Origin of the sequence: Kingella pumchi (assembly GCF_022288825.1) — a bacterium.
Taxonomy (GTDB): domain Bacteria; phylum Pseudomonadota; class Gammaproteobacteria; order Burkholderiales; family Neisseriaceae; genus Kingella_D; species Kingella_D pumchi.
The window spans coordinates 333-12,454 of the sequence record NZ_JAKOOW010000014.1; the positions used below are offsets into that span (position 1 = coordinate 333).

Sequence of the window (12,122 nt, forward strand, 5' to 3'; positions counted from 1 at the left end):
GAAGCGCAACCGGTATTTGTCGAAGACCCGGTATGTGGTCGAACAGAGCTTTGGTACGCTGCGCCGTAAATTCCGCTGCGCCCGGGCAGCCTATTTCGGGCTGATTAAAGTGAGTGCGCAAAGCCATCTGAAGGCGATGTGTTTAAACCTGTTGAAAGCGGCCAACAGTCTAAGTGTACCTGTTGCCGCCTAAAAGGCGGCCCGGATACCTGATAATCAGGCATCCGGGGAGGATTAAGGGGGTATTTGGGTAAAATTAGGAGTGATTTGGGGCGGAAACAGCCGAAAACCTGTGTTTGGGTTTCAGCTGTCGAAGGAAAGGCTTTTTTGCAAAGGTCTCCTCCTGTGTGAGTTATTTGCCGGCGAGTTCGGGCAGTTTTTCAGAAATCAGCTTGGGCGCGAATTCGCGGATTTCGTATTTGGCAAAGTCGGGGTAATAACAATCTTCTGCCAAAATGGTTTGCAAGGCTTCGCGGCTTTCGGTGTGGGCGAAAATCATGCCTTGGTGCGCGTCGGTGTCGGTAAACGGCGCAGTAAGCAGGAATGTGCCGTTGGCGAAGTGTTTTTTGAACCATTCGGCGTGTTTGGGGAACATGGTTTCATGTTGCTCGGCGGATAGGTCGGGGTTGACGGTGATGGTGATTAGATACATTTTGTTTCCTTAATTCAAATTCAAAAATCAGGCAGCCTGAAAAGGCTTTCCCCCACCCTAACTCTCCCCCGCAAGCAGGCGGAGGGAATTCATTTCAGACGGCCTTTTCGGCTCACGGTAGGTCGGGCATTGATGCCCGACATCTTGCAAGCGGGGATTTGTCGGGCATGAATGCCCGACCTACGCACTGCGTTCAAATGTTTGCGGCAGCCTGAAACGGGTTTTCAGGCTGCCTTTTGTTTTCCCCTTTACCAAGCCCATCAATCCGTTTTCAAAAAATCCAACAAAGCCTGCGCGGCACGGGTTTTGTGGCGGTTTTTCGGGTAGTAGAGCGCCATCGGTGGGTAGGTGATGCGGCAGTCGGCGAGGATTTCTTTCAGACTGCCTTCTGAAAGTTCGCGCGACACGGCGTATTGCGGCAGCCAGACGATGCCCAGCGCGTCGAGAGTGGCTTGTTTGGCCATCAGCGTGCTGTTGGCGGTGAACACGGCGGGCACGCGGATGCGCACGGTTTGCCCGTTTTGCACAAATTCCCATTCGTCCAAGCGGTAAGACGCATCAAACGAGGGCACGATGCAGCGGCATTGCGGCAAGTCTTGCGGGCTGTGCGGTGCGCCGTGTCGACTGAGAAATTCGGGCGCGGCAACGAGCACCATCGCGCGTTCGGCGGACACGGGCAGCACCACCATGTCTTGTGCGACATCGTTTATTGGGCGCACGCCGAAATCGAAGCCGTCGGATACGGTGTCGGCGCGGCGGTTGTCAATCAGGATTTCAATGGAAACGTCGGGATAGCGGCGCAGGAAATCGCGGATTTTCGGATAGATGAAATAATGGGCGGGGTTTTCGGCGGCGTTGATGCGCAGCTTGCCGGTGAGACGGTTTTGAAAGTCGCCCAGTGCGTCGGTTTCGCGGCTGATGCCGTCAAACAGCGGCGCGGTACGCTCGAAAAGCTGCTGTCCCGCTTCGGTGGGCGACATGGCGCGGGTGGTACGGTGCAGCAGCTTCACGCCCAGCCGCGCTTCCAATGCGCCGATGCGGTGGCTCAATGCGGAGGGCTGTACGTCCAGCGTTTTCGCCGCGCGGCTGAAGTTGCCTGCCTGCACCACTTGGATAAAGGCGTATAAATCGTTGAAATTGCGCTTGTCGTTCATGGCGTTGGGATTCGGGTTTGCGAAGGTGGATGGTAACACGCCGTCTGAATCGGGTTTCAGACGGCGTTTTTGCGTTTCAGGCTGCCTGCGCGGGAATGACGTCGTTGGGGGGAAGTTTTCAGGCTGCCTGAAATCAATCCAGCCCTTGCCACACTTGGCGCACGTTATCCGCAGCGGCCTTGCCCAGCGCGGTTTCGATGCTTTGCGCGATTTGGGCGATGTGCCTGTCTGTTGCGCCGAGGTTTTGCAACACGCGCAGATGCGAGCGCAGCTGTCCGTTTACGCTTTCGCCCAAGGCGGCGAGGCTGGCGAGGGTAACGAGTTCGCGTTCGACTGCGCCCAAGTTGTCGCGGCTAAACTGGTAGCCGAAGAGCTGCGCTTTGATGGCGTAATCGACGGCGGGGGCGAAGCGGAAAATCGGGCGGTCGGTGGGGGCTTGGCTCAATCGGGCGAGGGTTTGCGTGCCCAGTTGGTAATAATCCGCCGCGCCGATGTCGGTGGCGGGTGTGCCTTCGGGGTCGCGGATGCCTTGGTTTTTGCGCGTTTCAAGCTGTTTTTGCAGGGCGGCGATGCCGTTGAGCGTTTTGGGCGCGCCGATGTAGGCAAACTGGTGCGACACGGCTTCGGTGAGTTCGGATACGGTCAAACCGTCCGCCAAGCCTTGCGCGACGGCGGCGTTGAGTTTTGCCGTGTCGCCCGTGGTAACGGCGGCGGCGACGGGCAGCAGGGCGAGCTGTTTGGCGTTCAGGCTGCCTAAAATATGGGCGGCGGCGCGTTCGGTGCGCGGCAGATTGACTTTTTCAAACCAAGTAACCGCGTTGTCTTTGGCGGGGCTTAATGCGATATGCGCCATAGCGGTAAATTCGCCCGCGCCGTGCCAGTGTTTGACATTCGGCGCAATCCACACCACGTCGCCTTTTTGTATGGTCTGCACGGGTTTGCCCCATTCTTGGAAACGCCCGATGCCTTCGGTAACGATGAGATATTGCCCTTGGGCGTGGCTGTGCCAGTCGGTGAACACATTCGGCGGAAAGTTGACGGAGGCGGCGGCAACATCGCCGTTGGACGGCATAACGGGCAGTCGGGCGTAACTGCCTTGACCGGTGAAATGGGCGGGGTCGGTGGTTTGCACGGTTTGGACGGATTGGGGGATAACTTGGGTCATGGTTTGGGCTTGGACAAAGGGTGCGGCAAGGGCAAAGCAAAGCGCGGTGGTTTTTTGGAAAAATTTTTTCATTGGGAAGACTCTTGCTGCGATGCCGTCTGAAAGCGGATTCAGACGGCATTTTGCTGTTTTCAGGCTGCCTGAAAGCGGATTGGCGGGTTCTATTTATCCAAGCCTTTGCGTTTCAGCCAACCTGCCAAATGGTCGGCAACTTCGGCGTTGTTCAAATCCTGCATCGGGAAGTGAGTGTTGCCTTTGATGCCGGCTTCGGGCAAATGCACCACCGTTACATCGCCGCCGTGTTTGTTCACCACTTGCGCCCATTGGCGGGCAAGGGCGAGACGGATGCGCCATTGGTCTTCGCCTTGGGTTTTGGCGGGTTTGTCGGCAATGTTGTCGCCGAAGTAAATCACAATCGGCAGCTTGGTGAGCTTGGCAAAATCGGCTTGGCTTACTTTGGCGGGTGCGATGTCGCCGAATGCGCTGGTGATGACGGGCGGTACTTCGTTTTCAGGGAAGGGGAAGTTGCCCGGTTCGATGGCAACAATGGCTTTGATTTTGTCGGGCGATTTGATGCCGGCATACCAACCGACTATGCCGCCTTGCGAATGTGTGACCAACACGCCGTTGCCGATGCGCTCAAACAGGGCTTTCAGGCTGCCTGAAATCAAATCCGCGTCAAACGCGCCGATGTTGGGGGTCATTTGGCGGAAGAATTGGTCAAGCGATTGTTCATCGCGCGGAAACGCGACATTTTTAAAGAAAGTCGGATACTCGCCCATACGGAATTGTGCGAACCAGAATTGGTCGTCAGGTGTGGCGGGCACAGTGGCATCTACGGTGCTGCGCCCTGATTGTCCGCGACGCGGTTGGTCGATTAAATAAACGCCGTAGCCTTTGCGCAGAAACAGCGTGTCCCAGCCTTCGCGTCCGTCGGGTGTGGTTTGCCACGAACGCATAGATTGTCCTGCACCGTGCAGGAACACCAGCGGCAGGCGTTTGGCGTTTACGGGGATTTGGTAGTGCACGGTGGCGTGGTCGCCATGCAGGGTTTGTCCGCCGCTTTGAATGGAAGCGTTGAATACATCCATAAAGTTGTTGGACGTTTTGCCTTGCGTGATGGCAGGGCGCGGGTTGTATGTGCCTGCGCTGGTTTTTACCGTGCCGCCTACGGCGAACGTGCCTTGTTTTTCAATGGACAAAGGCGCAGAAAATGCAGAGGTGGCAACGGTGGTGGCGGCAATGGCGGAGCAGAGTTGTTTTAACGTCATTTTATTTTCCTTATGTTGTTTAGGTGAATTGAAGACTGAGGCAGCCTGAAAACGTTTATTTGAGCTTTTGCAGCCAGCGGCGGATTTGGCTGCGTGTCTGCTGCGCTTTTTCACCCTGCATCACAAACAAAATCCCGTCACGCTCTTTGCCGCCTTCGGTGGCATAGCCTTCAGCGACGCGGCAGTTGCGGCACAAACGGCGCAGTTCGTCAAAGCTGCTGCCGATGCCGTAGCCCGCATTGGTGTTGAAGGGGATAACGGTTTTGCCACCGAAATCGTGGGCGGCGAGCAGGCTTTTTACGGGTGGCGGCAGGCGCATACCCCAAGTGGGGAAGCCGATAAAAATGCGGTCGTACTGCGCAGGGCTGATACGGGTTTTCAGCGGCGGCAGGTAGCCGCGTTCGTTTTCGCGCTGTACTTGTTCGACGGTGGCGCGATAATCGGCGGGATATGGGGTTTGCAGTTCGATGGCAACCAAATCGCCGCCCGTTTCCGATTGAATGATTTTGGCGACGGCTTCGGTGTTGTGACTGCGGCTTAGATAAACAATCAAATCCTTTCCCTGCGCGGGCATGGCGGCGAGCAGGGAAAGGGCAAGCAGGATGGATTTCATAACGGCTTTCTCGTTGGGCATTTCAGACAGCGTTTCAGGCTGCCTATTTCAAATTCTGCTTAAAAAACGCCCCCAGTTTATCGGCAATCTGCTTCACATATTCGGGCTTCCAATAGGTCTCGATATGCGTTGCGCCTTTGATTTTAAACAGCTCTTTGTTTTGCGTGCCCGTGGCGTTTTTGAACACTTCTTCGGTCATATACAGGGAATCCGCCTTGTCGCCCGCAATCATCAACAGCGGCTGGTTAATCAAATCCACATTGGTGTTCACATCAAATTCCATCAAATCGGCAAGGCTGGCAACGGTGGAATTAGTTTGCGAATTGGGGTGGAAGTGGCTTTGCGCGTAATACTCGTAGCCCTGGCGGTACAAATCCACTTTGATGGCGGCCACCTGCTCGGGGGTCATGCCCGCGCCAAAGGGCGGCGTGTAGGCGACTTCGCCCGTAGCTGCTTCTTTTTGACGCGCTTCGGCGGCTGCCTGCAAACGCTGTTGGATGGTGTCTTTTTGCGAGCGCATATAGCCGTTGCGCCGCGCGTCGCCCGTGTTAAACATGCTGATGGTTGCCACGGCTTTGAAGCGTTTGTCGGTCTGCGCGGCTTTGATGGAATAACCGCCGCCGCCGCAAATGCCGAGCAAGCCCAAATCATCGGCATCGGCGCCTTGATATTGGCTGATAAAGTCGGCGGCGGCGCGGATGTCTTCAATGCGGTTTTGCGGTTTATCGGTGTAGCGCGGACTGCCGCCGCTTGCGCCTTGGTAAGCGGCGTCAAAAGCGATGGTGATGTAGCCCTGCTCGGCAAGTTTTTGCGCATACAAACCTGCGACCTGCTCTTTCACGCCGCCATTCGGATGGGCAACGACGATGGCGGGATATTTTTTCGCGGGGTCGTAATTGGCGGGCGTGTACACATTGGCGGCGACTTCAATGCCGGTGTGCTTTTGCGTGTATTTCACGGGGTGGATATTGACTTTGCCTTTCACGTTTTGCGTGATGGCGTGGTCGTAAGTCAGCGTGAAGGGATTGCTGCGGTAGTCTGCGGCCATGGTGTTTGCTCCGAATATAAAGTGTGCTGATAACAGCGGTGGATAAAAGGGTTTTCACGGATTTCACTGGGTTTGTCCTGCGTGTTGAATGGGAATGGGCGGATGATACGGGGTTTGTTGTTTGAGAAAAACGGGGGATTTCTGGTAACGGTTGTGAGAAAAATTCATCAAAGGCAGCCTGAAAACGCTTTTCCCAAACCGTGCTACAATGCTTGCACGTTGCTACAACCATCAGGAGACCATCATGCAAACCATCAGCAGCCGCGAATTTAACCAAAACGTTGCCAAAGCCAAAAACATGAGCGACACCGCGCCCGTGTGCATTACCGACCGCGGCGAACCGGCTTATGTGTTGATGAATTATGCGGCGTATCAGTCGCTGCAAGCGGGCAAACCGAGTTTGGCACAAAAATTGAGCGACCCCGAATCCGACTGGATTGAAGTGGAGTTCCCCCGCTGCCCCATCGTTCAGCGCGAGGTGGATTTCTGATGTATCTGCTGGATACCAATGTATTATCGGAAATCCGCAAAATCAGCCAGGGCAAAGCCCATCCCGCCGTGGCTGCGTGGGCGGAGCGCGTGGATTTTGACCGCTGCTACCTCAGCGTCATCACCCTGCTGGAAATCGAGCAGGGCATTTTGCGCGTGCGCCATCGCAGCGACGAAGCGCAGTTTGCGCGTTTGGAAAACTGGCTGGAAGGCACGGTACTGCCCACTTTCGACACGCGCATCCTGCCCGTTGACCGCCACACCGCCCGCGTCTGCGCCCGCCTGCACATCCCCGACCGCCGCCCCTACAACGACGCGCTGATTGCCGCCAGTGCCATCCGCCACGGTTTGACTTTGGTAACGCGCAACACGCGGGATTTTGCCGATTTGCAGGTGCCGCTGTTTAATCCGTTCGGCGAAATCTGATGCGTTTGTCTGCTGATGCCAAAGGCCGTCTGAAAAGCGGAAACCGGTTTTCAGACGGCCTTATGTTTGCATTTGGTTTTGGAAACGCACAAGGCAGCCTGAAAGTCTTGGGTAAGGTTCGCAAAGTTTGCCCAAACGACGTCATTACCGCACAGGCAGGAATCTTGCTTGGTATTGTGGCGATGCCTGAGCAAACAAGCCGATGTTTAAGCAGAAACAAGACTCCCGCCGACGCGGGGGTAGCACAGCGGACTTGCGTAAACTAATGACGGTGTTAGAAATTTTATGGTACAAGTGTTGGAGATTTGATGGACAGAGAACGCCGAACCGCCAGTTGCCAACACACCTTGTTCCGAGCCACACCGGCAACTATACGAACCGCCCGTGCGGCGGTGCGGCTGCCGGACGGGCGGGAACGGTGCGTTGACGTTTGGCGGGTTTTTCAGGCTGCCTGTGCGGTTTCGGCGGGGGATACCAAATCCAGATAGGTTTCGGCGCATTTGAAGCCGAAGCCGACGTAGGCGCGGTTGAGGGCTTCGTATTTGACGTCGGCTTCGGTGCGGCCGCCGCGGCTGAGGGCGGTGTTGAGATGGCCGAGGTGGGCGGCGGCGTGACCGATTTCGGCGAGGGCGAGGATGTAGGCGGTTTGGCCTTCGTCGAGGTCGCCGACTTCTTCGACCAGGTGGGACATAACGCGGAACCAGCGTTTGGTGCCCAGGTCGATGTCCAATTCGCCGGTGCCGAATTTGCGGTAGTCGGCCAGGGCGTTTTCGACTTGGAAGCGGGTGCGCGGGTGGATGGCGGGCTTGAGACTTTCGGCGTGGTCGATCACGCGGTTGTAGTAGTCGTAGAGTTCGTCGAGGGTGTAATCGGGGATGTCGTAAAGGCGGGTCATGTTTTGGGTTCCTTTTTTGGTAATGGGGCGAAGGCAGCCTGAAAATGTCGGCGGCGTTTCGCGGGACAAGCGGCTGCCGTTTCTCCCACTCTTGCGCTTGCTTGGGGGCGGATTGGGGAGGGGGTGGCATTTCGCAGAAATGCGGTGGCAGATATGGCTGCAATGCCAAGCGCCCCACCCCGACCCTCCCCCGCAAGCGGGAGAGGGTGCAGACGGCCGCCGGTGTTTTGCCTGTGGCAGATGCTGTTTTAAGCCGTCAGGCAGCCTGAAAGCCTTTTCAGGCTGCCTTTGGCTTTTTCAGGCTGTCTTTTCAGACGGCCTTGCGGATATGGGCGACGGCTTCGAGTTCGACCAGCAGATCGTCGCGGCAGACGTCGCCGATGGTGTAAACCACGGGTACGCCGGGGAGTTGGCGTTCGCACACGGCGCGCACGGTTTCGTAGTCGGCGGCGTGTTTGACGTAGGCGCGCACGGAGGCGAGTTCGCCCAGGGTGGCGCCGTAGCCGGGGAAGCCGGAGGCGGCGAAGTTGTCGGCGCTGATCAGGGTGGCGATGTTGAGCAGGGTTTCTTCGGTCTGCTTGGCGGTGTTGCCGATGTGTTGGGTTTCGGAGGCGGTGATGGAGGCGGTGCCGGAGATGTAAACGTCGGCGGTGTCGTCGTAGATAACGGCCATGGCGCGGGCGAATTTGGGGCTTTCGGGGCTGTAGTGGCGGGCGTAGTCGAAAGCGGGGGTTTGGCGCGGGTTTTCCAGCGGCAGGGTGTAAACGTCGCGGCGCTCGGTCAGGATGGCGGTGGTGCCCAGGGCGATGTCTTCGCCGCCCATGCCGATGCCGGTGGAGGCGGGGTAAACGTCGAAGGCGGGTTGGGTTTTCAGGCTGCTTTCAAGGAAACGGGTGTCGCCGAAGACGTCGGTGCGGGCGCGGTTGAGTTCTTTATAGCGCTGCTCATGGTCGGCGGCGCGGCTGTCGGGGGCGACGATGCTGCCCATGTAAAACCAGGTGCGGAACACTTGGTCGAGGCGGGCACCGCCTTGTTTGAGCAGGGCAAGGTTTTCTTCGAGCACGGCGCGGGTGTCGGCATAAGAATTTTCGCGCGGGGCGCGGCCGTTTTGGAAGGCGTCGGCGTGGGTGTGGACGAAGGTGATGCCGTTGTGGGACACGGTAGTCAGCTGCGGGCTGATGCGGCGCACTTGGGCATCGGCCACGGAAACGGCGGCGATCTCGGCGGTGAGCAGGCTGCCGTCGGCGGGGGCTTGGGCAACGTAGGCGGTCAGCGGCAGACTGTCGCCAAAGTTTTGTGCAAACAGCGCGGCCACTTCGTCTAGGCGTTCGGCGTCGCGCAGAAAGACGGTTTGGCGCACGATTTTGCGGCCGCTGCCTTTGAATTGGCGGCGGATTTGTTCGGCGATGTCTGCGGCCTGCGCGGCGTAAGTTTCGCCCCGTTGCGGCACGATTGCGGCGTAGGAATAAGGGGTGAAGCGCTCGGTTTCGTCGGCTTCAAAGTAGGTTTCCAGCGGTAAGGCGCTCATGATTTTCTCCTTGTGCGGCGGCAGTTTTCAGGCTGCCACGGCTTCGTCGTTAAAAGCAAAATTCGGTTTCAGGCTGCTGTCGGCCAGCGCCAGAAATTCATCGACGCCTTTGAAGGCAAAATTAACGTAGGCGGTTTGCAGCTTCACATATTCGGCATCGGCGCGGGTGCGGCCGCCGCGGCTGAGCGCCATGTTCACATGCCCCATATGCGAGGCGGCGTGCGCCACTTCGGCGGCGGCGAGAATGTAGGCAGACTGCGCGGGCGTCATGTCGCCCACTTCTTCGGCGAGCTTGGTGAGTTTTTTAAACCACAGCTTCGCGCCTTCGTCGGTGCCCAATTCGCCGGCAACGAAACGGCGCAGATGGCTGATGGCCTGGCGCACCGTCGGCAGCGCGCGTTTGTGGGCGAAGGCGGTATGCGCTTCGATAATGTCGATGCCTTGCGACAGGCGGCGGTAGAGTTCCGCAAGCGGCGTGCTGTCGGATACGGTGAACAGGATGTTTTTGCGGTGGGACATGGCACTTCTTCCTTTTGGTATTAAGCAGGCGGGCATCATAGCCGCTTAAAACCGCACCGACCAAGACCGTTTAATCATATTCTTTATGTTTTTAAAGCAATTAACTCTTATAACAAAAAAGCATAAAGCAGCCTGAAAGCCTAAAAACGGCGCACCGCAGGGCTTTGCGATACGCCGTTTTTGCTTTTCAGGCTGCTTTTTTTCTGTGCCGCAGCCGCTTATTTGATAACCGTGCCGATGCGGCTGGGTTCGCTGAAGTTGAGCCAGATAAAGAAGGCTTTGCCGACAATCAGGCTGTCGTCGATAAAGCCCCAGTAGCGGGAATCGGCGCTGTGGTCGCGGTTGTCGCCCATGGCGAAGTATTTGCCGGCGGGCACGGTGCAGGTGAAGCCGCTGTCGTCGGCTTCGTAAACGCAGTTTTGGTTTTGCTCGTCGACCTGGCCTTCGATGCCGTTTTGTGCGGCCAGGTTTTGGTAATAGCCCACGCCGTCCACTTTCACCGCGGCTTCGCCTTCTTTTTTCAGCACGTCGAAACGGCGGCCGGCAAAATCGGCGTGGTAGCGCTGGGTGTCGATTTGCTGCTGCGGATCGTTGTCGTCGGGGTAGGCGTAGCTGCCGTCGGGGGTATCGGTTTCAACAATATTGCCGTTTACCTTCAATACCTTGTCTTTATATTCGACGGTATCGCCGGGCAAACCGACGATGCGCTTGATAAAGTTGGTTTTCGGCTCGACGGGGTAGTTGAACACCACCACATCGCCGTGTTCGATTTTGCCGGTGGGAATCAGCACATTATTCAGAATCGGCATGCGCACGCCGTAGCTGAATTTGCTCACCAGCACAAAATCGCCCTTAACCAAGCCCGGGCGCATCGAGCTCGATGGGATGTTAAACGGCTCGGCAACAAAGGTGCGCAGCAGAAACACCACCAGGATAATCGGGAAAAAACCGCCCATATAGTCGCGAAAATGGTTGGCATCGGGCAGCGCGGCTTTTTCAGGCTGCCCTTTGCCGCGCACCAGCTTCGCCCACAGCCAGACGGCGCCGGTAAACACGGTAAAGGCCAACAGCACCGCGGTCAGGCTCCACTCCACCCACAGCGCGAGTATGCCGAACACGCCGATCATCATCAGCAGATAAGCCCATTGCAGGCCGTTGCCCCACTCGCCTTTTTCATTGCGCTCTTTGCTGCTGGCAAAGAACATCACGATGCCCGCTGCCAAGGCGGCTACGGCCAGATACACCAGTTTGCTTAATTCCATTGTTTTCCTTTAATGATGGGTTTTCAGGCTGCCTGAACGAAGTGCCGTTTGTAGGCGATGTGGTTGCGGATGTTTTCGGCGGCATCTTTTTCGTCCCAGATTTGCAATTCCCACGGGTAGCAATCATTGGGTTCAAAATAAACGCACAAGCCGATGCAGCCGTTTCTGTCGCGCAGATACCAGTTTTTCAGGCTGTATTGTGCTTTCCAGTCGTCCAGCCGCTGCATGATTTCGGCGACGCTCTCCGACGGCAGAATCACGCGCGCGCCGAAGATGTCGTTCAGGATGTTGTTGACGGGATATTGGTTTTCGCGTTCGGTGTAGCGGCGGATTTTGTCGGCGATGCTTTCGGCGGTTTTAACGCGGTAGAAAAAGTCTATGCCGCGCGTATCGGCGAACGCCAAGTAATCGTTAATCGCTTCGTGCAGGTTGAGACGGTAGGACAAAATATGCTCGGTCGGCACATGGGCGAGCGTGCGGCTGAGATTAAGCTTGGCGACTTTGCCGGTTTCAAAATAATCCTGCGAATATTGGGCGTGGATGCGGTTGATTTCGCGGATTAGGCGTTCGGTTTTTTGAAGATTGGTTTCTTGCATGATTTTGCCTTTCAGGCCGTCTAAAAACGTTTTATGCCTCAAAAGGCTGCTGCGTTAATCCGGCACGCCCGGATAGCTTTGTTTCCAGCACAATTCTTCTTTGGCGGAGCGCAGGCAAGTCCAGCCGTCGGGGCTGGTTTGCTTGGCGGGCAAATTGTTGAGCGTGTGCTTGGACGGTTTCCATTCGCCGTTTTCTTCGCCAGCGCGAGATGGCATTCGGGCTTCGTAATCAGCGCTTATTTCGCGCCCGTTTGCCAGCTTGAAACGGAAGCCGCCCGCTGCCGAAAGCCCCTGACCCGGGGTGAAAACATGTACGCTTTCGTATGATTCAAATGTGCACGCGCCCGTTTGCGGGACGTGTTTGCGTGTACTCAGGTTTTGGTAGCGGCATTCGCCTTCTGTCGGTGGTTCAACACGGCTGGCGTGTGCGGTGGTGGACAGCAGCAAAAGGATAAACAGCTTGCTTTTCATGCGGAAAACTCCTGTGAATATGGGAAACAGCGG

General features: G+C 56.9%; 15 protein-coding genes. 3 read left to right on the forward strand and 12 right to left on the reverse strand.

The genetic code is table 11. The annotated features are described in order from the left end of the window. The coding region (locus MB824_RS03480) for a transposase (RefSeq protein WP_238746005.1) at positions 1-193 on the forward strand (193 nt) is incomplete at its 5' end. A gap of 159 nt (positions 194-352) precedes the next feature. Here the strand turns inward: MB824_RS03480 and MB824_RS03485 are convergent. From MB824_RS03485 to MB824_RS03510, 6 genes are all read right to left on the reverse strand, one after another. Next, the gene (locus tag MB824_RS03485) at positions 353-652 is read right to left on the reverse strand and encodes a YciI family protein (protein WP_238746006.1); all 300 of its coding nucleotides are present in this window, start codon (positions 650-652) and stop codon (positions 353-355) included. Between the two features lie 260 nt (positions 653-912). Continuing rightward, positions 913-1,845: a LysR family transcriptional regulator gene (locus MB824_RS03490; RefSeq protein WP_238746008.1), complete on the reverse strand. Its 933-nt coding sequence runs from the start codon at positions 1,843-1,845 to the stop codon at positions 913-915. 94 nt (positions 1,846-1,939) lie between these two features. After that, entirely contained in the window at positions 1,940-3,043 is a 1,104-nt protein-coding gene (locus tag MB824_RS03495) for a cupin domain-containing carboxymuconolactone decarboxylase family protein (RefSeq protein WP_238746010.1), read from the reverse strand. An 89-nt stretch (positions 3,044-3,132) separates the two neighbouring features. Next, complete coding sequence (locus MB824_RS03500) at positions 3,133-4,242, reverse strand: alpha/beta hydrolase (protein ID WP_238746012.1); 1,110 nt, start codon at positions 4,240-4,242, stop codon at positions 3,133-3,135. Positions 4,243-4,297: 55 nt separating this feature from the next. After that, a complete protein-coding gene (locus MB824_RS03505) occupies positions 4,298-4,855 on the reverse strand; it encodes a flavodoxin family protein (RefSeq protein WP_238746014.1) in 558 nt (185 codons plus the stop codon). Between the two features lie 43 nt (positions 4,856-4,898). Beyond that, positions 4,899-5,903, reverse strand: a complete 1,005-nt coding sequence (locus MB824_RS03510; RefSeq protein WP_238746016.1) for an alpha/beta hydrolase — start codon at positions 5,901-5,903, stop codon at positions 4,899-4,901. A 244-nt stretch (positions 5,904-6,147) separates the two neighbouring features. Here MB824_RS03510 and MB824_RS03515 point away from each other — a divergent pair, with 244 nt between their 5' ends. Both MB824_RS03515 and MB824_RS03520 read left to right on the forward strand, forming a co-directional pair. Continuing rightward, positions 6,148-6,393: a type II toxin-antitoxin system Phd/YefM family antitoxin gene (locus MB824_RS03515; RefSeq protein ID WP_238746018.1), complete on the forward strand. Its 246-nt coding sequence runs from the start codon at positions 6,148-6,150 to the stop codon at positions 6,391-6,393. Next, the gene (locus MB824_RS03520; protein ID WP_238746020.1) at positions 6,393-6,818 is read left to right on the forward strand and encodes a type II toxin-antitoxin system VapC family toxin; all 426 of its coding nucleotides are present in this window, start codon (positions 6,393-6,395) and stop codon (positions 6,816-6,818) included. Before MB824_RS03515 ends, MB824_RS03520 begins: the two co-directional genes overlap by 1 nt. 442 nt (positions 6,819-7,260) lie before the next feature. Here MB824_RS03520 and MB824_RS03525 read toward each other — a convergent pair whose 3' ends face one another. The 6 genes from MB824_RS03525 to MB824_RS03550 form a co-directional block, all read right to left on the reverse strand. After that, positions 7,261-7,713, reverse strand: coding sequence for a hypothetical protein (locus tag MB824_RS03525; protein ID WP_238746022.1), 453 nt, complete (start codon positions 7,711-7,713; stop codon positions 7,261-7,263). Between the two features lie 310 nt (positions 7,714-8,023). After that, positions 8,024-9,241 (reverse strand): RidA family protein, encoded by a 1,218-nt coding sequence (locus MB824_RS03530; protein WP_238746024.1) that lies wholly within the window; start codon positions 9,239-9,241, stop codon positions 8,024-8,026. Between the two features lie 27 nt (positions 9,242-9,268). Continuing rightward, positions 9,269-9,760, reverse strand: coding sequence for a CoA biosynthesis protein CoaBC (locus tag MB824_RS03535; protein ID WP_238746025.1), 492 nt, complete (start codon positions 9,758-9,760; stop codon positions 9,269-9,271). Between the two features lie 218 nt (positions 9,761-9,978). Then, entirely contained in the window at positions 9,979-11,022 is a 1,044-nt protein-coding gene (lepB, locus tag MB824_RS03540; RefSeq protein ID WP_238746027.1) for a signal peptidase I, read from the reverse strand. Positions 11,023-11,045: 23 nt separating this feature from the next. Continuing rightward, the gene (locus MB824_RS03545; RefSeq protein ID WP_238746029.1) at positions 11,046-11,618 is read right to left on the reverse strand and encodes a nucleotidyltransferase family protein; all 573 of its coding nucleotides are present in this window, start codon (positions 11,616-11,618) and stop codon (positions 11,046-11,048) included. Between the two features lie 54 nt (positions 11,619-11,672). Then, a complete protein-coding gene (locus MB824_RS03550; RefSeq protein WP_238746031.1) occupies positions 11,673-11,834 on the reverse strand; it encodes a hypothetical protein in 162 nt (53 codons plus the stop codon). Between the last annotated feature and the right edge of the window lie 288 nt (positions 11,835-12,122).